The organism is Pseudomonas sp. Marseille-P9899, from assembly GCF_903166565.1.
Lineage (GTDB): Bacteria > Pseudomonadota > Gammaproteobacteria > Pseudomonadales > Pseudomonadaceae > Aquipseudomonas > Aquipseudomonas huaxiensis.
On the sequence record NZ_CAESCG010000010.1, the window covers coordinates 183,432 to 208,986 of the forward strand.

A 25,555-nucleotide genomic window follows, 5' to 3' on the forward strand; every position below is an offset into this window, starting at 1 on the left:
ACAATCACTTAATAAGTTACTCCAATCCCAAAAAAACCAGAAGACCAAGGAGAGTTAAGATTGACTAGCTTTAAAGACAAAGGGAAATGTCCTTTCTGCGAAAAAACCATGACACCAGATATTTCCGAGAAAAATAATATCCGCCGAGACAAATGCGAATGCACCAACTGTCGCCGAGTAATTTACGTGTGCCGCGCGCCAGGATGTCGAGATTACGCCAGAGGAGGGAGCCTCTATGATGATGAATTCTGCATTTCATGCTCAGATAAAATTGCAGAGTTTGGTAAAAAATCATCTGAACAGTTCGGAGCGGCAGTTGTATTAGGTGGTGCTGCCTTAGTCACCGGCTGGTTAGCATCACTAAATAAAAAATAACTCCAAAATAAATCAAAATATCGGACCAGATAGTAAAAGTCTTCAATATTTTTGTAGTTACTGATTGAAAGCTGCTCTAAGCCTGTCAATTGACAATGGGCCTGGCCCAGTTAGAAAACGCGAAAACTCCGCCAACACCTCGATCTTTTTGAGTGCCTGTAGAGGTGCCACCCTTTAGCATAGGACTCTACCAAGCCCGATCAGCGATACGAAATTTCTGTAATTGCCCACAGTTCTACCGCCCCAAAGCACTTGCTGCTCTCGGCCTACTATAGACGCGGAGGGAGTAACCTCACCCTCCGCCTCAACCCACTTTCAGCACGTCTCCCAATGAGCAATGCCTGGTCGGTGCCCAGCACTGCCATTACGAATCAGAATGCAATGAAGCCGGCGTTGCCCGTCATAGCCAATGATGACGTTATCCCCTGCTTGGGCATGCTCCATAACACAGTTATTTTGGAAGTAGAGTCGATACTCGGAACGAGTGGGGTGCTCCTCACGTGCATCGTACCAAGTGACATTAGCCTGCTCAGAAATGTTTTCACCTCTCACTGAGAATTGGACACTGAATTCCGCCCGATTGGGCCCGAACACGTTTTTGAGCGCAGACACTCCGTTAAACTCATGCTGGTTGGAATGCTCAGTACTAGCCTCCACAGCAGACAAGGTCTTGATACAAGCAGGGTTCAGCACCACAGGCCGAGTCGACATCGCCTTCAATCCTTCTGAAAATCAAACAGGGAGTTTATCGCCAAGCCCCTCCACAGCTCGCAGCCTGGCAATGTGCCGCTAGTACATGATGGCAGCATGACACCATTTCAAGGGGCAAGTGCAACAAATCCCCCGCGACGGAGGATTGACACTAAAAACCGCGCCCAACAAAATTTCCACAACTGAAACCTACTGATCAATACCGAAATCAAACCAACTCAAAAAGATGACAAAAGCGCACCAAGCACTTCATTTGAAAACAAAAGGACAAAGTTTTTGGAACATTCGGCTTCGACCCGCTTGAGTCGAAGACAGAGTCCGTTGCGCTCCAAAACCACGCCTTAATGTAATTACGAGCTTTATGAAAAATGGCAAGCTCGGGATCGAACACGGCAACTTTCACACTCACCTCGACCTAGCCCTATACGAAATGTATTCGAGCGAAGGCCAGGCAAGGCGAAAACAGGCGAGGAAGCGCCAAGATACGTAGCACCAGCTCAATCACCCCGACTCGGACAAATCCAAGTCGAGAGGTCGATTTAAGTAAACATGGAGAAACACCTCAACCCAAGAAAAAAAGCCCCGACATCACTGCCGGGGCCTCTTCATTTCACTTCAATGGATCAGGACGGCAACACCGTCGCCTGCCCACTCAACGCCAAATCCACCAACTCCCGATTCGCCACCGCATACATAGCGTAATCCGTCCCAGTAGCAGCCCTCAGCTCATCAAGCATCGCCTTCCACCGCTCCACCATCACCCGGTGCTGCTCCATCCACAGCGCCACCCGTGCATCCATATCCTCCGGCGCATCCGCCATCTGCAATACGGAAATGGTGATCGCGCGCTGTTGCAGGTCGATGTCGTCGCGGAAGGCTTCGCGGGCCAGGGCCTGCCAGTTGTTTTCCACCGGCAGGTTGCTGATTTCCTGCAGGTACCAGGTCAGCTCCAGCGCGCTGCCCACGGCGAAGAACGCCTTGGCCACCTGTGCCGGATCGTGGCCGGTGACATCCGACGCCTCGATGATCGGCAGCAAGGTGTACAGGTGCGTGGTGCCTGCGACCATGCGCGCCAGCAATTCCGGCACGCCGGCTTCGACGAAGCTCTGGTAGCGGGTCTGCCAGCGGTCGCGGGTCGGGCCTTCGAGCAGTTCGTCGAGTTTCAGGCCCAGCGCGGCGATCTGTGGACCGAAGTGCGCGACATCACGCCCGGCGTCCTGTTCGTTGCGGCGGCTGCGCAGGAACCAGCGGGTCGCACGGCGGCCCAGGCGCATCAGTTCGTCCATCAGGGTCAACTGGACTTCGGCCGGCACCTGGTAATCCAGCGCCTCGATCTGACGGAACCAGTGCGGCAGGTGGAAGATGTCACGCACGATCACATACGCCCCGGCCACGTTCGCCGGGCTCATGCCGGTGGACTCTTTGAGGCGCTGGACGAAGGTGATGCCCATGTTGTTGACCAGGTCGTTGGCGATCTGGGTGCTGACGATCTCGCGTTTCAGGCGGTGACGACGCATGGCGTCGGCAAACTTGTGCACCAGCGACGGCGGGAACGCGGTTTCCATGTCGCGCGTCAGGTAGTCGTCATCCGGCACCAGCGACTTGAGCAAGGCTTCCTTGAGGTCGATCTTGCTGTAGGAGATCAGCACCGACAGTTCGGCGCGGCTCAGGCCCTGGTTGGCCGCCAGGCGCTCGGCCAGTTGTTCTTCCGACGGCAGGAACTCGATCGCCCGGTCCAGCTTGCCGCGGCTTTCCAGATCGGCCATCAGGCGCTTGTACTCGGCGATGCGCTCTCTGGCCCGACGCGCAGCCAGGGACAGGGCCTGGGTCTGCTTGTAGTTGTTGCCCAGCACCAGCGCAGCCACTTCGTCGGTCATGCTGCCGAGCAGCTGGTTGCGCTGCTTCTCGGTCATGTCGCCAGCCTGCACCACTTCGTTGAGCAGGATTTTGATGTTGACCTCGTGGTCGGAGCAGTCCACGCCACCGGCGTTGTCGATGAAATCGGTGTTGGTGGCGCCGCCGTTGAGGCCGAACTCGACCCGGCCCAGTTGGGTCATGCCCAGGTTGCCGCCCTCGCCCACTACCTTGCAGCGCAGTTCGTTACCGTTGACCCGCAGCGCGTCGTTGGCCTTGTCGCCGACATCGGCGTGGCTTTCGCTGCTGGATTTGACGTAGGTACCGATACCGCCGTTCCACAGCAGGTCCACCGGCGCTTTGAGCAGTGCGTTGAGCAGCTCGGTCGGGGTCAGCTTGTCGGCTTCGATGGCGAAGCGTTCCTTCATCTGCGGGGTGATGGCGATGCTCTTCGCGCTGCGCGTGAAGATGCCGCCACCCTCGGACATGATGCTGGTGTCGTAATCGCTCCAGGCCGAACGCGGCAGGTCGAACAGGCGCTTGCGCTCGGCGAAGCTGGTGGCCGGGTCCGGCGTCGGGTCGATGAAGATGTGCAGGTGGTTGAAGGCCGCCACCAGTTGCAGGGTCTCGGACATCAGCAAGCCGTTGCCGAACACGTCGCCAGCCATGTCGCCGACGCCAACCACGGTGATGCTGTCTTTCTGTACGTTGATGCCGCGTTCACGGAAGTGGCGCTGCACACCGACCCAGGCGCCACGGGCGGTGATGCCCATTTTCTTGTGGTCATACCCGGCCGAGCCGCCCGAGGCGAAGGCGTCGCCGAGCCAGAAGCCGTAGTCGATGGCAATGCCGTTGGCGATGTCGGAGAAGGTCGCGGTGCCTTTGTCGGCAGCCACCACCAGGTACGGATCGTCTTCGTCATGCCGCACCACGTTGGCCGGTGGCACTACGCCGCCGTCCTTGAGGTTGTCGGTGATGTCCAGCAGACCGGAGATGAAGATGCGGTAGCAGGCGATGCCTTCGGCGGCGATGTCATCACGACTGCCGCCCAGCGGCAGGCGACGCGGCAGGAAGCCGCCCTTGGCGCCCACCGGCACGATCACCGAGTTTTTCACCTGCTGGGCTTTTACCAAGCCCAGCACTTCGGTGCGGTAGTCTTCCTCGCGGTCCGACCAGCGCAGGCCGCCCCGCGCCACGTTGCCGAAGCGCAGGTGCACGCCTTCGACCCGCGGCGAGTAGACGAAGATCTCGAAGCGCGGCACCGGTTTTGGCAGTTCGGGGATCAGCTTGGGGTTGAACTTGAAGCTGAAGTAGGACTTGTTCTGACCGTTGGCGTCCGGCTGGTAGAAGTTGGTACGCAGGGTCGCCTTGATCAGGTCCAGGTAGCGCCGCAGGATGCGGTCTTCGTTGAGCACCTGGACGTCGTCCAGCGCCGTGAGAATCGCCTGCTCCAGACGCTGCTGCTTGTCATCGAGGTCTTCGCTGGTGAGCTTGCGCGCCAGGTAGAAGCGGGTCTTGAACAGGCGGGTCAGCTCGCGGGCGATGTCGGTGTGGTTGTTCAGGGTGCTGGCGATGTAGCCGAGGTCGAAGCCCAGGCGGATCTGCTTGAGGTAGCGCGCGTAGGCACGCAGCAGCGCCACGTCGCGCCATGGCAGGCCGGCGGTCAGGACCAGGCGGTTGAAGGCGTCGTTTTCCGCATCGCCGTTGACGATGTGGACGAAGGCGTCCTGCAGGGTGTCGTTGAGCTGCTGGATATCCAGCTCGACGCCTTCGGCAGTGGTGAAGGCGAAGTCATGAATCCAGAACTCGCGGCCATTGCTGTGGCGCAGGCGATACGGGAACTCGCCCAGCACGCGCAGGCCGAGGTTTTCCAGGATCGGCAGCACGTCGGACAGGGCCAGCGGGGTATCGGCGTGGTACAGCTTGCAGTGCAGTAGCTGTTTACCGGTCTGGGTCAGCGGCTGGTAGAAACTCATCACCAGCGGCTTGCCCTCGGACAGGTTGAGCAGGTGCTGCATGTCCACCACCGCCGAATGCGCGGCGAAACGCTCGCGGTAGCCGGCCGGGAAGCCTTTCGGGAAGTCCGCCAGGACGTTGGTGCCCTGGGCTTCGCCGAAGTTCTCGACGGTCAGCGCGGCGTAGTCGTCCTGCCACGAACGGCAGGCCTGGATCACTTCGTTTTCCAGTTGTTTCGGGTCGATATCGATGCGGTTCTTCGGATCGACCCGCAGGATCAGTTGCACCCGCGCCAGCACCGATTCGGAGAAGAAGGTCCAGAACTCGCAGTCACTGGCCTTCAGGCGCTCCATCAGGACCTGCTGAATCTTCTGCCGCACTTCGGTGGAGTAGATGTCACGCGGGACGTAGGCCAGGCAGTAGCAGAAGCGGCCGTACGGGTCTTTGCGCAGGAACACGCGGATCTTGTTGCGCTCCTGGATCTGCACGATGGACATGACGGTGCTGAACAGCTCGTCCACCGGGGTCTGGAACAGGTCGTCGCGCGGCAGCACTTCAAGGACCTGGGCCAGTTCCTTGCCCAGGTGCGCCTTGGCGTCGAAGCCCGAACGGCGCTCGACTTCGGCGACCTTGCCGCGAATGTACGGGATCTGGTGCACGCTCTCGCCGTACACCGACGAGGTGTACAGGCCCATGAAGCGGCATTCCTTGATGACCTTGCCATCGGCGTCGAGCTGGCGGATCGACACGTAGTCCGGATAAGCCGGACGGTGCACGCGGCTCGGGTGAGCGGCCTTGGCGAAGGACAGCAGCAGCGGTTCGTTCAGGTAGTTGACCGCGTAGTCTTCGATACGCAGGTCTTCGGTGGTCAGGCCGGCGCGCAGCAGGCGGGTCAGGCCGAGGAACGACTGCTCGTCGTAGACCAGTTGGCCGCCCTGGGCATCGCCGTTGACCACGAATTCTTCATAGCCGAGGAAGGTGAAGTGGTTGCCCACCAGCCATTCCAGGAAGCTCTGGATCTCGGATTTCTCGGTTTGCGCCGGCGCATACGGGGTCTGCTCCACCAGCGCCAGCAAGTCGCGGACCTTGGCCTTCATCGGCTCGAAGTCGGCCACGGCGACGCGCACTTCGGCCAGCACCTGGGTCAATTCGTGGGTCAGCACGCCGAGTTCGGCGTTGTTGGCGCAACGGTCGATCTCCAGGTACATCAGCGATTCTTGCAGCACATCCTCGCCGTGGGTGCCCTTGGGCAGGATTTCCAGCAGTTCGCCCTTGGCCCCACGACGCGTGCTCAGCACGGTGGTCTGCAGGGTGTGGATGCTGTAGCCGCGACGGTTCAGCTCGGTACGCACCGAGTCGACCAGGAATGGCAGGTCATGGTGCAGGACTTCCACAGCGGTGTGGGTCGACTGCCAGCCATGACGCTCGTAATCGGGGTTGTAGACGTTGACCTGAGGTTGGCTGTGATCGAAGCGCTCGATCATGCGCCAGGCAGAGAGGGTGCAACCGACCAGGTCGGACAGGCGCCGCTGGGTGAGTTCGTCCAGAGAGATGATGCCGAAGAACTGTTCGGCGAACAGCGCCACTTGTGGCAGTGCCTGCTCGCTGATGTGCTGGGCCAGGGCCGCTTTCAGTTGATGCTGGAAGTCGGCTTTGCTGGCTGCGGTGAAGAACGCCATCTGTGGTACTCCGCTTGGGCTTTGTTATTGAGTGAAGCGTCGCGCGTGTCCGCTTTATCCCGCATCAACCATAGCCAATGACGGGCAAAGCGCAGAGGAAATCCGAAAGAGCGGGTGCCGGGATGACCGATTGGTCACACCGGGATGGACATCTGCAAAAACCACTGCCACTGAAGCCGGCTGCGTCTTTACGGGTGTCCATCGACAACGCAGCTTAACGACAGCCCACCCGGCCCTGCTTGCGGCGCTGCGACATATTCGGACAACGAGGAGCAACGGAAGATTTATCCCGTGAGCGAACACTGGCACACTCGCGTTTCAATTCCTTTATCGAGCCGCCCATGCAACTGACCGCCCAACTGGCCTTCGCCAACCCTTGCGATGATGAAGAAGACAACCTGGCCACCGTCGGCTGCCACAGCGACAAAGGCCAGTTGTTCATCATCAGCCGCTACCCGGATGAAGACAGCGTGGACCTCATGTTCGACGAAGAAGGCGCCACCGTCCGCGACCTGAAAGTGACGCTCAGCGCTACCCGCCTGCTGGTCGAGCTGGCGGCCGGGTCTACCGACCTGTTCGAAGACGATGTGCTGGAAATCCGCCTGGACAACGCCATCATCGACGCGGATGAAGTCGAACAGACCCTGCGCGTGATCCTCGACGGCACCGGCACCTTCATCAGCGAGCGCTGAGCCGAACAGGGCCGGGCAGCGCGCTCGGCCCCTTGCCCGGACTCCCCCCGAAGAATTTCCCCCGGCACCGTTAGTCGGCGACCCCACGGATGGATTAAAGTATCAACCCCTGCCCGGGGCCGTTCGCCGGCCCCGCGCGTCATTCCAGGAACCGTCGACGATGGAACACCGTGAAGCGCTGGTCGCGCTGCGCACCTTTCTTTCAACCCAGATCCTTGGCCAGGAAAAACTGGTTGAACGCCTGCTGATCGTGCTCCTGGCCGACGGCCACATGCTGGTCGAAGGTGCTCCGGGCCTTGCCAAGACCAAGGCCATCAAGGAACTGGCCGACGGGATCGAGGCGCAGTTCCATCGCATCCAGTTCACCCCCGACCTGCTCCCCGCCGACATCACCGGCACCGAGATCTATCGCCCGGAGACCGGCAGCTTCGTGTTCCAGCAGGGGCCGATCTTCCACAACCTGGTGCTCGCCGACGAAATCAACCGGGCCCCGGCCAAGGTGCAATCGGCGCTGCTCGAAGCCATGGCCGAGCGCCAGGTCAGTGTCGGCCGCAGCACCTACGAGCTGTCGCCGCTGTTCCTGGTGATGGCCACGCAAAACCCCATCGAGCAGGAAGGCACCTACCCGCTGCCCGAAGCCCAACTCGACCGCTTCCTGATGCACGTGAAGATCGGCTTCCCGGACGCCTCGGTAGAGCGACGCATTCTGTCGCAAGCCCGCGGCGAAGCCCTCAACGGCAGCACCAAGCCGGAACGCCGGGTCACCCAGCAGGCGATCTTCGCCGCCCGCAAGGAAATCCTCGGCCTGTACATGGCCGACGCGGTGGAGGAATACCTGGTGCAACTGGTGATGGCCACCCGCAACGGCGCCAAGTACGACGCCGAGCTGGGTGACTGGATCGCCTACGGCGCCAGCCCGCGCGGCTCGATCGCCCTCGATCGCTGCGCCCGGGCCCACGCCTGGCTGGCGGGGCGCGACTTCGTCAGCCCGGAAGATATCCAGGCGGTGCTGTTCGACGTGCTGCGCCACCGCGTCATTCTTTCCTTCGAAGCCGAGGCCGCCGGTATCGACCAGGACCGGGTGATCCAGCGCGTCCTCGACGTCGTCGCTGTCGCCTGACCCCATGCCCAGTCAACTGTTGAACGCGCCCGGCATCCGCATCAGCCTCGCCGAGCTGATCGAGATGCGTCACCGGGTGCGTGAAGTGCGCCTGTTTTCCGCCCCCGGCCAGCGCAGCCCGCTGGTCGGCCTGCACCACTCGCGCCTGCGCGGGCGCGGCGTGGACTTCGACCAGGTGCGGGTCTACCAGGCCGGCGACGACGTGCGCAACATCGACTGGCGCGTCACCGCGCGCACCCAGGAGCCGCACACCAAGCTGTTCCACGAAGAGCGCGAGCGGCCGATCTTCATCCTCGTCGAACAAAGCCGGCGGCTGTTCTTCAGCTCGGGCCTGATGTTCAAGTCGGTGCTCGCCGCCCAGGCTGCTGCGCTGTTCGGCTGGGCCGCGCTGGGCCACAACGACCGGATCGGCGGGCTGGTGTTCGGCGACAACGAGCACTACGAAATCAAGCCGCGACGCAGCAAGCAGAGCCTGCTGCAACTGCTCAACCGGCTGGCCCGGGTCAATCAGTCGCTGCACACCGAAGCCGTGCCCCAGGGCGACAACCTCGGCACCGCGCTGCGCCGCGCCCGCGAGGTGCTGCGCCCCGGGAGCCTGGCCATCATCATTTGCGACGAGCGGGCGCTGAACCCCAGCGTCGAGCAGCAACTGGGCCTGCTGTCGCGGCATTGCGACCTGCTCCTGCTGCCGCTCTCCGACCCGCTCGACCATGCCCTGCCCGCCGCCGGCCTGCTGCGCTTCGCCCAGCGCGGCGCGCAACTGGAGCTGGACACCCTCGATGCCAACCTGCGCCAGAGCTACCGTCAACTGAGCGAAGCGCGGATCGCGCGCTGGGAACTGCTCGCGCAGAAACTGCGGGTGGTGTTGATGCCCTTGAGCACGCAAAGCGAAATGATCGAGCAATTGCGCGAATACCTCGACCCCCAACGCGCCGGCAAGCCGCGATGAACCCTCTGGCACAACTGCAACCGCTGATCGCCCCCGAGCCGATCAGCGCCTGGCCGCCCGCCCCCGGCTGGTGGGCGCTGCTGCTCATTCTGCCGTTGCTGGGCTGGGGCCTCTGGCGGGTGCGCCACTGGCGACCGCGCAAAGCGCCGCTGCCACGCGCCGAACAACCGCTGGACCCGATCCGCGTCGCCGCCCTTGCCGAACTGGCGCAACTGCCCAAGCCCTATGACGGCGCGCCGGCCGGCGCCTGGCTGCAGCAGATCAACGCGCTGCTCAAGCGCCTGTGCCGCAACCACTATCCGGAAAGCCACAGCCACACCCTCAATGGCCGGCAGTGGCTGGCATTTCTCGACAACCGTTGCCCGGCCGCCGGGCTGACCCGCTGGATGGTGCTGGTGGAAGGCGCCTACAAGCCCGAATGCCGGCTGGACGACAAAGCCATCGCCGGGCTCAACCAGTCCGTCGAAACCTGGATTCGCAAGCATGTTTGAACTGGCCTGGCCCTGGGTCTTCGCCCTGCTCCCGCTGCCCTGGCTGGCGCGCCTGGTGCTGCCGGCGGCGGACAGCGGCGAGCCGGTGCTCAAAGTCAGCTTCCTCGACGAACTGGAAGGTCTGGCCGGTCGCCGCGCGCGCCTGAACCTGCCGACCTGGCGCCAGCAGGCGCCGTTCGTGCTGATCTGGCTGCTGCTGTTGCTGGCCGCCGCCCGCCCGCAATGGCTGGGCGAGCCACTGCCGGTGGCCGCCAGCGGGCGCGATCTGCTGGTGGCGGTGGATGTCTCAGGCTCCATGGACTTTCCCGACATGAGCTGGGAAGGCGAAGACGTCAGCCGCCTGGTGCTGGTCAAACAACTGCTCGGTGACTTTCTCGAACAGCGCGAAGGCGACCGCGTCGGGCTGATCCTGTTCGGCAGCCAGGCCTACCTGCAAGCGCCGCTGACCTTCGACCGGCGCACCGTGCGCAGCTTCCTCGACGAGGCGCAGATCGGCATCGCCGGCAAGAACACCGCCCTCGGCGACGCCATCGGCCTGGCCGTGAAACGCCTGCGGATGCGCCCGACCGACAGCCGCGTGCTGATCCTGGTCACCGACGGCGCCAACAACGGCGGGCAGATCCACCCGCTGACTGCGGCGCGGCTGGCGGCCCAGGAGAGCATCCGCATCTACACCATCGGCATCGGCGCCAGCGCCGAAGAAAACGGCACCGCTGGCCAACTGGGGCTCAACCCCAGCCTTGACCTGGACGAAGCCTCGCTGCGGGAAATCGCCCAGATCACCCATGGCGAATACTTCCGCGCCCGCGATGGCGCCGAACTCAAGACCATCGGCGAAACCCTCGACCTGCTGGAACCGGTGGAACAACAACCGACCCAGGCGCGGACCGCCGAAGCGCTGTATGCCTGGCCACTGGCGGCGGCGTTGCTGCTCAGCCTGGCGTTGGTGCTGCGCGAACGCTGGCCCGACCATCTGGTGCAAAAGCTGCTGCAACGCCTGCTGCGCCGCCCGGACTTTCTCCAGCCGCACCCGGAATGGCGCGAACGGCTGAAACGCCTGCGACTGCGGAGGCGCCGATGACCGACTTCTGGCCCTACTGGCTGCGTCCGCTGTGGCTGCTGTTGCTGCCCGTGCTCGGCTGGCTGCTGTGGAAACTCTGGCACCGGCAGAAACGCGCCGGCCGCTGGCAGATGATTCTGCCGCCGGCCTTCCACGGCGTACTGCTCGGCGGCGGCAGCGGCCACGACAGCAAACTGCCGTGGGTCGCCCTTGGCCTGGCCTGGCTGCTGGGCGTGCTGGCGCTGCTCGGGCCAAGCTGGCAGCGCCTGGAAGAAACCCGCCAGCGCCCCGCCGACCCGCTGGTGATCCTGCTCGAACTGACCCCGGCGATGCTCGCCGAAGACAGCCCGCCCTCACGCCTGGAACAGGCGCGGCGCAAGATCCTCGACCTGCTGGAACACCGCAGCGACAGCCAGACCGCCATCGTCGTCTACGCCGGCAGCGCGCACACGCTGGTGCCGCTGTCGGATGACCTGGGCACCAGCCGCAACCTGCTCGAAGCGCTGGAACCGGGCATCATGCCGCAACCCGGACAACGCGCCGACCTGGCGCTGCGCAAGGGCCTGGCACTGCTGGCCCAAGGCGCACTCGGCCAGGGCCGGGTGCTGCTGATCGCCTCGTCCCTCAGCGAGGAAGAACGCCAAGGCATCGCCCAGGCGCTCGGGCGCAACGGCCCGGCGCTGCTGATGCTGGGCGTGGGCAGCGCCGAAGGCGCACCGGTGAAACAGGCCAGCGGTGAATTCATCAAGGGCGCCGATGGCGCGATTGTCCTGCCGCGACTGGACAGCGCCAGCCTCAAGCCCTTTATCAACGACCTCGGCGGTCGCTACCGGCATGCACGGATCGATGATCTCGACCTGCGCGGCCTCGGTCTGTTCGACAAACCCCGGGCCCTGAGCAGCAATGGCCAGACCGTGCAGCTCGACAACTGGGCCGACCAGGGTTACTGGCTACTGCTGCCGCTGTTGCTGCTGGCCGCCTGCGCCGGGCGGCGCGGCTGGTTGTTCTGTCTGCCGCTGTTGCTGTGCCTGCCGCAGCCGGCCAACGCCTTCGAATTCAGCGAGCTGTGGCGCCGCCCAGATCAGCAGGGCCAGCACCTGCTGGAAAAAAAGCGCCCGGCCGAGGCCGCCAAGCACTTCAAAGACCCGCAATGGAAAGGCTGGGCCCTCTACGAAGCCGGTGACTACGCCGGCGCCGCCCGCCAGTTCGCCCTCGACGATAGCGCCAGCGGCCACTACAACCGTGGTAACGCCCTGGCCCGCGGCGGCGAGCTGGAAGCCGCGGTGGACGCCTACGAAGAAGCGCTGGAGCGTCAGCCCGATCTGCAACCGGCGCTGACCAACAAGGCCCTGGTGGAACAACTGCTGCAACAACGCCGGCAGGAACAACCACCGGAGCAGAAGGAACCCGAGCCGGAAGACGCGCAACAGTCCGGCCAACAGATGCCCGGCGACAGCAACGAGAACAGCCAGCAAAACAGCAACCAGAGCGAAATCGGACAGCCCGGCGATGAACCGGAAGAACACCAGGAACCCGGCGACAGCCAGACGCAGCAGAACAGCAGCGGCGATGACGACGAATCCGTGACCCAGCCGCCGCAGCGCCCTACTGGCAGCAATCTCGACGTCGAACAGCGCCAGGCGCTGGAACAATGGCTGCGGCAGATCCCGGACAATCCGGCGCAACTGCTGCGGCGCAAATTCTGGTACGAACAGCAACAACATCAGGAAACCCATCGATGAGCCGCGTCTGCGCCTTCGTGTTCTGCCTTCTTTTCGGCCCGCTGGTTCAGGCTGCGGAGCTCCATGCCAGCGTCGACCGCGCCCGTTTGAGCACCGCCGAGACCCTGGAACTGACCCTGGAAATCCAGGATGTCACCCAATTCGGCAAACCAGACCTGACGCCCCTGCAGGCCGACTTCGAAGTCCGCGGCACCCGCCAGCTCAACAGCCTCAACACCCTCGACGGGCAAAACGAAGCCACCACCCGCTGGGTGGTCACCCTGATGCCGCGACGGGCCGGCACCCTGCAAATCCCGCCGCTGCACCTGGGCGAGTTGCACAGCGAAGCCATCGAATTGCAGGTCGAGGCCGCGCAGGACTCCCCGGCGACGATCCTCGCCCCGGTGTTCATCGAAGCCAGCCTCGACCAGAACGACATCTACGTGCAGGCCCAGGCCGTACTGACCCTGCGCATCTACCACTCGGTGTCGCTGTACGACGACAGCAGCCTTAGCCCGTTGCAGATCGACGGAGTGAAGATCGAGCCGCTGGGCGAGTCGCGCACCTACGAAAAACTGATCAATGGCATCCGCCACGGCGTCATCGAGATGCGCTACGCGCTCTACCCGCAGCGCAGCGGCGAAGTAACGGTGCCGACCCTGACCTTCAGCGCCACCAGTGCCGGCAGCGACAGCGACAACCCGGGCAACCCCGGCAACAGTCAGGTGCGGGTCAGCTCCAGTGAGTTGCCGTTACAGGTGCGCCCGATCCCCGCCGACTACCCGGCGGGACAGGCCTGGTTGCCGGCACGCAGCCTGACCCTGGAAGAACACTGGAGCCCGGACCCGGGCCAGGGGCCGACGCAGATTGGCGACTCGCTGACCCGCAGCGTCACGGTCAAGGCCGAAGGGCTTTCCAGCACCCAGTTGACGCCCCTGCCCGGCACCGAAGTGCCGGGACTGCGGCGCTACCCGGACCAGCCGCAACTGCGCAACCAGATTGACGAGCGCGGCCTGATCGGCAGCCGCGAAGAACGCGAGGCCCTGGTGCCGACACACAGCGGTGCCCTGGAGTTGCCCAGCCTGGAACTGGTCTGGTGGAACACTCGCGAAAACCATCTGGAGCGCAGCAGCCTGCCTGCGCGCAGCCTCAACGTGCAGGACAACCCGGCGCTGAGCGCGGAAACCCCGAGCGCGACGCCGGCAAGCGACGGCCAGCCGCTGTGGCCGTGGCAACTGAGCACACTGGTTTTGGCGCTGACTACGCTGGCCGGTTTCGCCCTGTGGTGGCGTGCCCGTTCGCAGCCGGCGGTGCTGCGTGCCGCGCAGACTGGACCGAGCCCGCGCACCCTGCTTGACGACCTCAAGCGCGCCTGCCAGGCCAACGACTCCCACGCCACCCGCCAGGCCCTCGACGCCTGGGCCCGGCAACAACCGCAGACCCTGGCGGACATGGCGGCGCGCTTCGTGCCGCTGTCCGATGCCCTCGACGGCCTGAACAGCGCGCTGTACAGCGAGGCGGGACAGTACTGGCAAGGTGATGAACTGTGGCGCGCAATCAGCACCATCCCCACGGCGGAACAGGCGCAGCCGGCGCAGGGTGAGAATGGCGGGTTGCCGCCGTTGTATCCGAAATAGGGAGTCTGCACATCTCAGGATTGTGTGAAGACCACCAGTGGCTAGCCGATAGATCTTGTGCGCCCTTGAGACCGAGCGCCGCCTGCGCGGCGCATCGCGAGCAAGCTCGCTCCTACAATTGGTTGCAACGCTCCATGGCCTGTGAGAGCTGGGTTGCCACCCCTTGGCGCTTGACGATTTTCAGCTGCGGAGCTGTGCGTTGGATAAACAGGGCCGTCAACCATGGCCTGACAGGCAAAGGCACGTTGCAACCAGCGTAGGAGCGAGCTTGCTCGCGATGCGCCGCGCAGGCGGCGCTCGATCTCAAGGCCGCTAAAACCCTGTCGGCTGGCACATAGAGGCCATGACCAGCCCCCCTGACAGCCACCTCATCCCCCTCACACGATTCCACCCCCAAAACCCTGACCCAATCACCGGACCCATCCCACATTCGGGTACCATATCCGGCTTTTAGCCGGCTCCCGTCACAGGATTACCAATGCGTCTGTTTCACACCTCCGACTGGCATCTGGGACAAACCCTGCACGGCCAGGAGCGCGATTTCGAACATGCCTGCTTTCTCGACTGGCTGCTGGGCCAACTGAAGCTGCGCGAGCCCGATGCCCTGCTGATCGCCGGCGATGTCTTCGACACCGTCAACCCGCCGGTCAAGGCCCAGGAACGGCTCTACGACTTCATCGTCAAGGCCCACGAGCAGCAGCCGGGGCTGACCATCGTGATGATCGCCGGCAACCACGATTCCGGCTCGCGCATCGAACTGCCCGCAGCCCTGATGCGACGCCTGCGCACCCACGCGGTGGGCCGGGTGCAGTGGCTGGACGAAGGCCAGCTCGACAGCGAGCGTCTGCTGGTGCCGCTGACCAACGCCAAAGGAAAAGTCCTGGCCTGGTGCCTGGCGCTGCCGTTCCTGCGGCCAGCAGAAGTCACCGGCCCGCACCTGGGCGAGGACTACCTGCGCGGCATTGGCCAGGTCCATGAAAAACTCATCGCCGCTGCCCTCGAACGCCGTGACCCGAAGCAGCCGCTGATCGCCATCAGCCACGCGCACATGGCCGGCGGATCGATTTCGGAAGACTCCGAGCGCAGCCTGATCATCGGCAATGCCGAAGCGCTGCCGGCCAGTCTGTTCGGCGCCGAGATCGGCTATGTCGCCCTCGGTCACCTGCACAAGCCGCAAAAGGTCAACGGCGAGGACCGCATCCGCTACTGCGGGTCGCCGCTGCCGCTGTCGTTCTCGGAAATCAAATACCCGCACCAGATCCTCGAAATCGAGTTCAAGGGCAACAAGTTGCTCAGCGTCGAAAGCCGTCACGTGCCTCGCGCTGTGGCCTTGCAGCGGCTCGGTCCGGCGCCGCTGGCGGAGCTTCTGACGCAACTGAACGAGCTGCCGGCGGTCGATCTGCTGGACGATCCGCAACGCCAGCCCTGGCTGGAAGTGCGGGTGCAACTGGACGAGCCGCAAGCGGACCTGCGCCAGCAGATCGAAACCGCATTGCAAGGCAAGGCCGTGCGCCTGATCCGCATCGCCGCCGAATATGCCGGCCGCGTCGGTGCCGACGGCGACGACGACACCCGTCTGGTGGAACTGGGCCAGCTCAAGCCCGAAGATCTGTTCGCCCGCGCCTGGGAACAGGCCTATGGCAACGCCGCCGATGAACAGACCCTGGCCGACTTCGCCCTGCTCTTGCAGGACGTTCAGCAAGAGGAGGAGCAGCCATGAAGATTCTCGCCATCCGCCTGAAAAACCTCGCCTCGCTGGCCGGTCCGTTCGAAATCGACTTCACCGCCGAACCCCTGGCCAGCGCCGGCCTGTTCGCCATCACCGGGCCCACCGGCGCCGGCAAGAGCACCCTGCTCGACGCCCTGTGCCTGGCGCTGTTCGGCTCGGTGCCGCGGCTGGACAATATTGGCCGGGAAACCAAGGTCCCCGACGTCGACGGCGAAATCCTCACCAACGACCCGCGCACCCTGCTGCGCCGCGGCACCGGCAGCGGTTTCGCCGAGGTGGACTTCGTCGGCATCGACGGCCGCCGCTACCGCGCCCGCTGGGAAACCAACCGCGCCCGTGACAAGGCCACCGGCAAGCTGCAAGGCAGTCGCCAGAGTCTGCACGACCTCGACAGCCAGCAACTGCTGAGCAACCAGAGCAAGCGCGAGTACGAACAACTGATCGAGTCCCGCCTGGGGCTCAACTTCGCCCAGTTCACCCGCGCGGTGATGCTGGCGCAGAGCGAGTTCAGTGCCTTCCTCAAGGCCGACGACAAGGAGCGCAGCGAACTGCTGGAAAAGCTCACCAACACGGCGATCTACAGCCAGTTGGGGCGTCGCGCCTTTATCAAGGCCAAGGACGCGTCCGACAGCTACAAAGCCCTGGAACTCGAAGCCAGCGGCGTACTGCCGATGAACGCGGAAGAGCGCGCGGCCCTCGATGAGCGCCTCGGCGAAGCACAACAGCAACTCAAGGCCGAACAGGCGCAACTGCGCCAGCTCGAACAGCAACGCACCTGGCTCAACGAGCTGCACGCCTTGCAGGCGCAGCAAAGCGCCGCAGCTGCCGACCTGAGCAACGCCCGCCAGGCGTGGGAACAACTGGCCGGCGAACGGCTGAACCTGACCCGTCTGGAACAGCTCGCGCCGCAGCGTCATCAGTTCGCCCGACGCCAGGAGCTGCTCAACCAGCTCACGCCGCTGGCCAGCGCGCTGGAACAGCAGCGCCGGCAACAGGCCGAACTGGGCAACCGCCAGCAGCAACTGGAACAGGACCTGAACGGCGCCCGCGAAGCCCTCACCCGCGCCCTCGGCGCACAGACCGACAGCGCCCCGCGCCTGCGCCAGGCCTTCGACACCCAGCACAACCTCGCCCACCTGGAGCAGGAACTGACCCGCGACCGCGCCCTGACGCTGCAAGCGCAGCAAGCGTGCGAAGAAGGCCGCAGCCAACTGGCGAGCCTGATCGAACACCAGCAACGCCACGAACAGACCCTCGCCAGCATCGCCGGCCAGCTTGAACAAAGCGCCGCGCTGGCGAACCTGGGCAGCGCCTGGAACGCCTACCGCAGCCAGCTGCAACAGGTGATGCTCACCGCCAACCGCCTGGGCAAGGGCCGCGAAGAACTGCCGACCCTGCGCCAGACCGCCGAAACCCGCGCCCGTCAGTGCGAGGAATTGCGCGCCGAACTGGCCGTGCTGTTCCAGGAAGCCGGCGCCGAACCGCAGGCCCTGGCCGAACAGATCGGCCTGCTCGGCACCCTGCTGCAGGACAACCGCAAGCTGCAACGGGGCTTCGAGGAACTGGCGCGGCTGTGGGGTCGTCAGCAGGACGTCGAGCAGCGCCTGCTGGCCCTGCGCGAACGCCAGGCCGGCGCCCAGCAAGAGCGCGCGCAACTGATCGCCGCCGGCTTGCAGGGCAAGCAGGAACTGGAAGCCGCGCAGCAAGCGCTGACCCTCACCCGCCAGTTGCTGGAACGCCAGCGCCTGGCCCGCAACGCCAGCGTTGAAGAACTGCGCACGCAGTTGCAGGACGAGCAACCCTGCCCGGTCTGCGGCAGCCTGGAACACCCCTACCATCAGCCGGAAGCGCTGCTGGAAAACCTTGCCCGCCATGACGAAAGCGAAGAGGCCAACGCCCAGAAGGCGGTCACCGAACTCACCCAGAAACTGGACGAGCTGCGCTCCCAGCTCGGCGGCGTCAACGGCCAGCTCAAGGAATACCTGCACCAGCAGGAGCAACTGAACAGCCAGCTCCAGGCCCTGGCCCCGGAACTCGAAGCCCAGCCGCTCTACCCGCAACTGGCGGAGCAGAACAGCGCCTCCCGCAGCCAGTGGCTCGACCTGCAACTACGCCGACTGAACGACGACATCGCCCGCGACCAGCAGCGCCAGAACGCCCTGCTGACCCTGCAACAGGACGCCGCCCGCCTGCAGCAACAGCTCCAGGCCGCCAACGACGCCAGTCAGCAGGCCACCCAGCAACTGAACCAGCAACAAGACGCCCTGCACGCCGACGAACAGCGCCTGCAACAAGAACTGGCCCACTTCGAACCGCTGCTGCCGGCGGATATCTTCGCCGCGCTGCGGGACAATCCAGCGGAAACCTTCCTGACCCTCGATCAGCAACTGAACACCCGCCAGCAACTGCTCGACCAGCAGAAAGACGAACAGCAGGAGCTGAACGAACGCCTCAAGCAGCGCGAAGCCCTTGAGCTGAAACAACAGGCCCGCCAGCAGGAACAGGACAAGCTGCAACAGCAACTCGTCGCCAGCGAGGCCCAGCAACAACAGGCCCGCGAAGCCCTGACCGCGCTGATCGGCGAACATGCCGACGCCGAGGGCTGGCAGCGTCATCTGGAGCTGGCCGTGGAACAGGCGCGCAACGCCGAAGCCGCAGCCAACCAGCAGTTGCAGGAAGCCCGCACCCAGGCCGCGGCCATCGCCAGCGAACTCAAGGCCCGCGAAGAGCAACACGCTCATCTGGAACAGGAAAAGCAGCAACTGGACGCGGCCATCGCACAATGGCGCGAAGCGCACCCGGAGCTGGACGAACAGGGCCTGGACGCCTTGCTCGGCATGGACGACGAACAGGTCGCCAGCCTGCGCCAGCGCCTGCAAACAGCGGAAAAAGCCATCGAACAGGCCGGCGTGCGGGTGCAGGAGCGGGATGAGCGCCTGCAACAGCATCAAGCGCTGAACCTGACCGAACAACTGCCGGAAGCACTGGAACTGGCACTCCAAGGCAGCCAGCAGCAACTGGACCAGCATGAACACCACTGCGCCGAACTGCGCGCACAGCAGGCCGAAGACCAGCGCCGTCAGCAGGCCAGCCAGGCGCTCGCCGAGCGCATCGCCGAGGCGCGTGGGGAATGGCAGCGCTGGGCGCGGCTGAGCGAACTGATCGGTTCGGCCAGCGGCGACACCTTCCGCAAGATCGCCCAGGGCTACAACCTCGACCTGCTGGTGCACCACGCCAACCAGCAACTGCGCCAACTGGTCCGACGCTACCGCCTCAAGCGCGGCGGTAGCCAGCTCGGCCTGCTGGTGCAAGACACCGAGATGGGCGACGAGCTGCGCTCGGTGCATTCGCTGTCCGGCGGCGAGACCTTCCTGGTTTCGCTGGCCCTGGCGCTGGGCCTGGCCTCCATGGCGTCCAGCACCCTGCGCATCGAATCGCTGTTTATCGACGAAGGCTTCGGCAGCCTCGATCCGGAATCCCTGCAACTGGCCATGGATGCTCTTGACGGCTTGCAGGCTCAAGGCCGCAAGGTCGGGGTGATTTCCCATGTGCAGGAAATGCACGAGCGGATCGGCGTGCAGATTCAGGTGCGCCGCCAGGGCAATGGCCTGAGCACCCTGGAGGTGGACGGATGATCCTCTACTCGTTCCGCCGCTGCCCCTACGCCATGCGCGCGCGGCTGGCGCTGCGCTACGCCGGGGTGGCGGTGCGCATCGAGGAAGTCAGCCTGAAAGCCAAGCCCGCCGAGATGCTGGCGCTGTCGCCCAAGGGCACGGTGCCGGTGCTCAGCGTTGAGGGTCGGGTGCTGGACGAGAGCCGGGACATCATGCGCTGGGCGCTGGCGCAGAACGATCCACAGGACTGGCTGCTCAAGGACGGTCCATCAGCGGCGATCGAACAGTTGATCGCCCGCAATGACAGCGAATTCAAGGTGCACCTGAACCACTACAAATACGCTGAGCGCTACCCGGAGCAATCCCGGGAGCACTATCGGCGGCAGGCGGAAGTGATTCTTGCGGATCTGGAACAGCGCTTGAGCGAGCACGCTTACCTGTTGGCGAGCCACCCGAGCCTGGCGGATGCCGCCTTGCTGCCGTTTATCCGCCAGTTCGCCGGGGTCGAACCGCAGTGGTTCGCCGAGGCGCCCTACCCGCGCTTACGCGCGTGGTTGCAGGGCTGGCTGGAATCGGAGTTGTTCAAGGCGGTCATGGCGCGGTGAACCGTCGCAAAGGGCTGCAACGCAGCCCCCAACTACATCCCGATCAATGACTCACCTTGTGATCCAGCGCCGCATAAAAATTGGCACTCTGGCGCAGATAATCAGCGGTATAGCTGGGCGTCACCGATTTGCGCTGGTTGATTTCAACATGGGCATGGGCGGCCTGGACCACGGATGCGGAAATGGCTGAAGCGGCGATCACGGGAAAGAGATTGAAGTTCATGGCAAGGCTCTCGAAGTCGGTAGTGTGAAGAGGCCGTCTGGGGCCGTGGTTCAAAACTACGCCGCTACCGCTGCGAGAAAAAATTCATTGCACCAGTAACCGATATCGATGCCATTGATAGTCAGTCGATAAACTTCAGGTCCGACGGCGCCGCCTGTTTGAACCGCTGCACCACCTCACCCAACAGACCGCTGGCCGGATCGCGGCGGATCACCACGATGGTGTCGCTCTTCTGGTTGGCCACCAACACAAAGCGCTGCCCCGGGTCGAGACTGAACTCCCGCGGGTGATCGCCTTCCACCGAGCGCCGTTGCAGCAGGGTCAGCCGTCCATCATCGGGATTGATGGCGAACACCAGCAGTTCATTGGCGCTACCGCGATTGCTGATATAGAGAAAACGCCCGTCCGCCGAGCCATGCAACGCGCCACCGGCCTTCGCCGCAGGATCGTCGCTGTCCGTCAGCGCCACGGTCTGGACCAGCCTGAGATGGCCGTCGTGGTAGTCGAACGTCGCCACCTGCGCGCTCATTTCCAGGGTCAGCCAGGCGTGCCTGCCATCTGCACTGAACAGCAGATGCCGCGGCCCGCTGCCCGGCGGTAGCGCCACAGAATCGAACGCGCTCAGCGGCTGCGCGGCATTGCCGTCATAGCGATAGCTGAAAACCCGGTCCGCGCCGAGGTCGCTGGCGAACAGAAAGCGGCCGTCCGGCGACGACACCAGCGAATGAACGTGAGGCGCAGCCTGGCGTTCAGGATTGACCTGGCTGGCGGCGTGGCGCAGTCGCTGCACCGCCGCGCCCAGCCGGCCGTCCGCCTTGACCGGCAGGACACTGAGGCTGCCGCCTTCCGGGGTCGAGCCGCCATAGTTGGCGACGAACAGAAAACGCCCGTCGTGACTGAGGCTGGAATGCGTCGGCTCGCCGCCCTGGCTGCCAACCTGATTGAGCAGCGCGAGGTGATGAGCCGAATCGACGCTGAACGCCGACACCTCGCCCGCCGCCTGCTCGTTGACCGCAAACAGGTGGCGGCGGTCGGCAGACAGCGTCAGCCATGACGGGTTGCTCGCCGCCTGCACCTGCAAGGGCGTCGCATCGATCTGCCCGCTGGCGCCGTCGAAACGGTAGCGATAGATACCTTGGCTGGCGCCGTCGGTGTAACTGCCCACCAGCACTTCATACCCGTGGGCCGTCGCGGTCAGCAGCATGGCACTAGCGATCAGCCGGTTCAGCAGTGCTTTCATCGTCGGCTTCCTCGCCTTCGTCATCTTCCGAGGCCCGCAGCGCGCTCAGACACACCAGGCGGTGCTCGTCGCTGTCACCGACGATCAGCCAGTCCTCGCCCTCGGCACGGGCGGCGGCGATCTGCTCGGGGGTGAAGGTCCAGCGCTTGAGCGCGCGGCCGTCCATGCACTCGATGCGCAGGCTGCTGTCGTCGTAGGTGAAGTCAAAGGCATGCAGGCCGTCGATCAGCAACATGTCGCAGGCTTGCAGGGCTTGGGAAAGGGTGGTCATTACGCAACTGCCATGAATGGGGAAAGGCGCAATGATAGCCCAAATGCACCGCGGGCCAGACGTTGTGGCGTCTGGCCCGCGGTTTCACTCAGGCGTGGATCAGTGAGCGAAGATCGATTTGCTCTGCTGTCCGGCCATTTTCTCCGGCTTGATCAGGAACCGCGCCAGCGCTGGCAGCAGCCACAGGGCGCCGAACATGTTCCACAGCAGCATGAAGGTCAGCATCAGGCCCATGTCGGCCTGGAACTTGATGGCCGAGAAGATCCAGGTGCACACGCCGATCGCCAGGCACAGCCCGGTGAACAGCACGGCCTTGCCGGTGGAACGCAGGGTCTGGTAGTACGCCTCCTGCAACGGCAAGCCCGCCCGCAGGAAACTTTCCAGGCGGCTGTAGATGTAGATCCCGTAGTCCACGCCGATGCCCACGCCCAGCGCCACCACCGGCAGAGTGGCGACCTTGACACCGATGCCCATGAAGGCCATCAGTGCGTTGCCCAGCACCGAGGTCAGCACCAGCGGCAGGACGATGCACAAGGTGGCGGCGAAGGAGCGGAAGGTGATCATGCACATCACCGCAACGCAGATGTACACCAGAATCAGGATGGTCAGTTCGGCAGACTTGATCACCTCGTTGGTGGCCGCCTCGATGCCGGCGTTACCCGCCGCCAGGAGGAACTCCAGGCCTTCCTGGTTATGCGTGTCGGCGAAGGCCTTGACCGCCGCGACCACGCCATCGAGGGTTTCCGCCTTGTGGTCGTTGAGGAACACCAGCACCGGCGCCAGCGAGCAGTCGCCGTTGTACAGGCCATCGGCGCGGGATACCGAGGTGTTCAGCACTTCCGGGTTACGCGACAGGCTTTCCCATTTCAGGTTGCCCTCGTTCATGCCCTTGATCATCTGCTTGGACACGGTCACCAGGGAGATCGCCGACTGCACACCCGGGGTGTTTTCCATGGTCCACATCAGCTCGTCGATCGGCGACATGGTCTTGTACACCGAGCACTGCTCCGTCGGCGTCTTGACCATCACCACCAGCACGTCGGAGCTGGTCGAATAGTTGTCGATGATGAAGGCGTTGTCTTTGTTGTAGCGCGAGTCCGGACGCAGTTCCGGCGCGCCCTGGTCGAGGTCGCCAATCTTCAGGTTCTGGCTGTACCAGAGGCCGCCGCCGAAGGCGACCAGCGCCAGAATTACCGACACCCGTGCCACCTTCGGGCTGGCGAAGTTGGACAGCAGGCGCCAGAACGGGTGCTCGCAGGTCGCATCGCGCTTGCTGCGCTCGATCGCCTTCTTGCTGATGCCGACATAGGAAATCGCCACCGGCAGCAGGATCAGGTTGGTGAAGACGATCACCGCCACGCCGATCGACGCGCCGATGGCCAGCTCGCGGATCACCCCGATATCGATGATCAGCAGGGTGATGAAGCCCACGGCGTCGGCGAGGATGGCGATCATCCCCGGCAGGAACAGTTGCCGGAAGGTGCGTCGCGCCGCGGTCAGGGCGTTGTCGGCGTCACTGGATTGCAGGGCGATACCGTTGATCTTCTGCACCCCGTGGGAGATGCCGATGGCGAAAATCAGGAACGGCACCAGCATCGAATACGGATCGAGCCCGAAACCCACCACATGCATCAGCCCGAGCTGCCAGACCACCGCCACCAGGGTGGTGGTGAGCACCGCGATGGTGCTGCGGATACACCAGGTGAACCAGTACAGCAGGACCCAGGTGATGCCCAGCGCGATGGCGAAGAACGCCGCGACCATCATCAGCCCGTCGATCAGGTCGCCGACTTTCTTGGCGAAGCCGACGATGTGAATCTTCACATTCGGGTTCTGCGCTTCGTACTTGTCGCGGATCTTCTCTTCCAGTTCGTGGGAGAACTTCTGGTAGTCCAGCTTGATCTGCCGGCCCTGGTCCTGCGGGTCGGGATAGGACTCTTGCAGCGGAATATCGACGATGCTGGACTTGAAGTTGTTCGCCACCAGGCGGCCAATCTGGCCGGACTTGAGCACGTTGTTGCGCAAAGCGTCGAGGCTTTCCGGCGAGCCGTTGTAGGTGTTGGGGATCACTTCGCCGCCGGAGAACCCTTCTTCGGTCACCTCGGTCCAGCGCACTGCGGGGCTCCACAGCGACTTAAGCGCCGAGCGATCGACACCGGGAATGTAGAAGACTTCGTCATGGATCTGCCGCAGCGTCTCCATGTAGTCCTTGTCGAAGATATCGCCGTTGACCGCTTCCACCGAGATGCGCACGGTGTTGCCGAGGTTGGCCAGGTCATTGCGGTGCTCGAGCATGTTCTGGATGAACGGGTGCTCCAGCGGGATCATTTTTTCGAAGCTGGTGGACGGGCGGATCAGCGTGGCCTGCCAGAACAGGAAGATGCTGACCAGCAGGCAGATACCAATCACCACCGGACGGTTGTTGAAGATCAGGCGCTCGAGCAAGGTCGGCTTGTCCTGATGGTGTTGGCTCATGGTGAACGACTCCCGACTGGTCATGGTTGCGCCCTCTCGGCACCGGTGGCGGCGGCGAAGTGTGCGCCGCCCTGCCCCACCAGGATCAGATTGCCGTCAGGCAGGCCGCTGGCTCCTGCCAGCGCGAGGCGGTCGGCACGGTTGAAGACGCTGAAGGTGACGCCATCGTCGCTGCTGCGCAGGACCGTCCCCCCATTGCCCACAAGTACCAGACTGCCATCATCGAGAAGCGTAGCGCTTGAGAGGCCGAATTCGAGCGTCCCGCGTGTGGCTTTCAAGCTGATCTGCTGCCAGGTGTCACCAAAATCGCTGGAGCGGTAAAGGTTTCCGCGCAAACCATAGGCCAGCAGGGTCTGCGGCTGAGCGGTGCCGATCACACCGAAGAACGAGCCCTCGTAGGGGCTTTCGACTTTCTGCCAGGTCTGCCCGACGTCACTGGAGCGGAACATGGTGCCCTGCTCACCGACGATGAACAGGCCGGCGTCCTTGATCTGGGCGATGCCGTTCAGGTGCAGGCCGTCGGGGTTGTCCAGGCGCTCGCTGATGTCCTGCCAGTGCTGGCCGCCGTCGGTGGTTTCGAGAATTGCGCCGTAGGCGCCAATGGCCACGCCATGCTGGGTGTCCTGGAACCAGACGTCCAACAGCGGGGCTTCGCGGGAAAGGTCTTCGAACTGCTTGGTCCAGGTCGCGCCGCCATCGGTGCTGGCGAGGATCTGTGCGTCGTGGCCGACCGCCCAGCCGTGCTTGTCATCGACAAAGGTGACGGCGGTGAGCAATTGACGGGAAGGCACCTTGGCCTGTGTCCAGGTCGTGCCCTGGTCATCGGAGAACAGAATGTGGCCGCGGTCGCCAACCATTACCAGCCGTGAACCGGCCTTGGCCACGTCCAGCAGCAGACTCTTGTCAGCCTTGGCCGAAACCGTGGACCAGACCTCAGCCTCCGGCGTTGCCGCCTCGACGCTGTTGGTCCACATGCCCACTGCCAGCAGCAATGCCGCACTGGCGGCCAGTGCCCATGGGCGCGCACGGAGCGCGTTACCAGTACCCGCCATTCCAGGCTCCGTCATAGATCTGTTCCCCGATTATTGTTATTTGGGTCAATCCATTTGCAGGTACTGCGAAAAACCGTGTTCCAGAGCCCTGCAATAGCTGA

17 protein-coding genes are annotated in these 25,555 nt (G+C 63.8%); 11 read left to right on the forward strand and 6 right to left on the reverse strand.

Annotated elements, in window-relative coordinates; genetic code table 11:
- Positions 1-60: 60 nt before the first annotated feature.
- Complete coding sequence (locus HWV67_RS29945) at positions 61-375, forward strand: hypothetical protein (RefSeq protein WP_175653835.1); 315 nt, start codon at positions 61-63, stop codon at positions 373-375.
- Positions 376-1,709: 1,334 nt separating this feature from the next.
- Here the strand turns inward: HWV67_RS29945 and HWV67_RS29950 are convergent.
- Positions 1,710-6,575: an NAD-glutamate dehydrogenase gene (locus tag HWV67_RS29950; RefSeq protein WP_110971261.1), complete on the reverse strand. Its 4,866-nt coding sequence runs from the start codon at positions 6,573-6,575 to the stop codon at positions 1,710-1,712.
- A gap of 341 nt (positions 6,576-6,916) precedes the next feature.
- On the opposite strand from HWV67_RS29950, the gene HWV67_RS29955 reads away from it, so the two are divergent.
- The 10 genes from HWV67_RS29955 to HWV67_RS30000 all read left to right on the forward strand — a co-directional run bounded on the left by HWV67_RS29955 (position 6,917) and on the right by HWV67_RS30000 (position 20,193).
- Positions 6,917-7,267, forward strand: a complete 351-nt coding sequence (locus tag HWV67_RS29955) for a hypothetical protein (protein WP_110971260.1) — start codon at positions 6,917-6,919, stop codon at positions 7,265-7,267.
- Positions 7,268-7,427: 160 nt separating this feature from the next.
- Positions 7,428-8,387, forward strand: a complete 960-nt coding sequence (locus tag HWV67_RS29960) for an AAA family ATPase (protein ID WP_110971259.1) — start codon at positions 7,428-7,430, stop codon at positions 8,385-8,387.
- Positions 8,388-8,391: 4 nt separating this feature from the next.
- Complete coding sequence (locus HWV67_RS29965) at positions 8,392-9,336, forward strand: DUF58 domain-containing protein (protein ID WP_175653836.1); 945 nt, start codon at positions 8,392-8,394, stop codon at positions 9,334-9,336.
- Positions 9,333-9,827 (forward strand): DUF4381 domain-containing protein, encoded by a 495-nt coding sequence (locus HWV67_RS29970; RefSeq protein WP_110971257.1) that lies wholly within the window; start codon positions 9,333-9,335, stop codon positions 9,825-9,827. Before HWV67_RS29965 ends, HWV67_RS29970 begins: the two co-directional genes overlap by 4 nt.
- A complete protein-coding gene (locus HWV67_RS29975; RefSeq protein ID WP_175653837.1) occupies positions 9,820-10,908 on the forward strand; it encodes a vWA domain-containing protein in 1,089 nt (362 codons plus the stop codon). The genes HWV67_RS29970 and HWV67_RS29975 overlap by 8 nt, the downstream gene beginning before the upstream one ends.
- Positions 10,905-12,629, forward strand: coding sequence for a VWA domain-containing protein (locus HWV67_RS29980; protein ID WP_175653838.1), 1,725 nt, complete (start codon positions 10,905-10,907; stop codon positions 12,627-12,629). The genes HWV67_RS29975 and HWV67_RS29980 overlap by 4 nt, the downstream gene beginning before the upstream one ends.
- Positions 12,626-14,245 (forward strand): BatD family protein, encoded by a 1,620-nt coding sequence (locus tag HWV67_RS29985; protein WP_175653839.1) that lies wholly within the window; start codon positions 12,626-12,628, stop codon positions 14,243-14,245. The genes HWV67_RS29980 and HWV67_RS29985 overlap by 4 nt, the downstream gene beginning before the upstream one ends.
- 478 nt (positions 14,246-14,723) lie before the next feature.
- Positions 14,724-15,965, forward strand: coding sequence for an exonuclease SbcCD subunit D C-terminal domain-containing protein (locus HWV67_RS29990; protein WP_175653840.1), 1,242 nt, complete (start codon positions 14,724-14,726; stop codon positions 15,963-15,965).
- On the forward strand, positions 15,962-19,609 hold the full coding sequence (locus HWV67_RS29995; protein ID WP_175653841.1) for an AAA family ATPase: 3,648 nt from the start codon (positions 15,962-15,964) through the stop codon (positions 19,607-19,609). The genes HWV67_RS29990 and HWV67_RS29995 overlap by 4 nt, the downstream gene beginning before the upstream one ends.
- Positions 19,606-20,193, forward strand: coding sequence for a glutathione S-transferase (locus HWV67_RS30000; RefSeq protein ID WP_175653842.1), 588 nt, complete (start codon positions 19,606-19,608; stop codon positions 20,191-20,193). The genes HWV67_RS29995 and HWV67_RS30000 overlap by 4 nt, the downstream gene beginning before the upstream one ends.
- A gap of 43 nt (positions 20,194-20,236) precedes the next feature.
- On the opposite strand, the gene HWV67_RS30005 is transcribed toward HWV67_RS30000, so the two are convergent.
- The 5 genes from HWV67_RS30005 to HWV67_RS30025 all read right to left on the reverse strand — a co-directional run bounded on the left by HWV67_RS30005 (position 20,237) and on the right by HWV67_RS30025 (position 25,454).
- Complete coding sequence (locus HWV67_RS30005; RefSeq protein ID WP_110971250.1) at positions 20,237-20,416, reverse strand: hypothetical protein; 180 nt, start codon at positions 20,414-20,416, stop codon at positions 20,237-20,239.
- Positions 20,417-20,537: 121 nt separating this feature from the next.
- Positions 20,538-21,656, reverse strand: coding sequence for a lactonase family protein (locus tag HWV67_RS30010; protein ID WP_256680235.1), 1,119 nt, complete (start codon positions 21,654-21,656; stop codon positions 20,538-20,540).
- Positions 21,625-21,927, reverse strand: coding sequence for a DUF5629 family protein (locus tag HWV67_RS30015; RefSeq protein WP_175653843.1), 303 nt, complete (start codon positions 21,925-21,927; stop codon positions 21,625-21,627). Before HWV67_RS30015 ends, HWV67_RS30010 begins: the two co-directional genes overlap by 32 nt.
- 99 nt (positions 21,928-22,026) lie before the next feature.
- Positions 22,027-24,402, reverse strand: a complete 2,376-nt coding sequence (locus HWV67_RS30020) for an efflux RND transporter permease subunit (protein ID WP_175653844.1) — start codon at positions 24,400-24,402, stop codon at positions 22,027-22,029.
- 20 nt (positions 24,403-24,422) lie between these two features.
- On the reverse strand, positions 24,423-25,454 hold the full coding sequence (locus HWV67_RS30025; RefSeq protein WP_256680236.1) for a WD40/YVTN/BNR-like repeat-containing protein: 1,032 nt from the start codon (positions 25,452-25,454) through the stop codon (positions 24,423-24,425).
- Positions 25,455-25,555 lie beyond the last annotated feature (101 nt).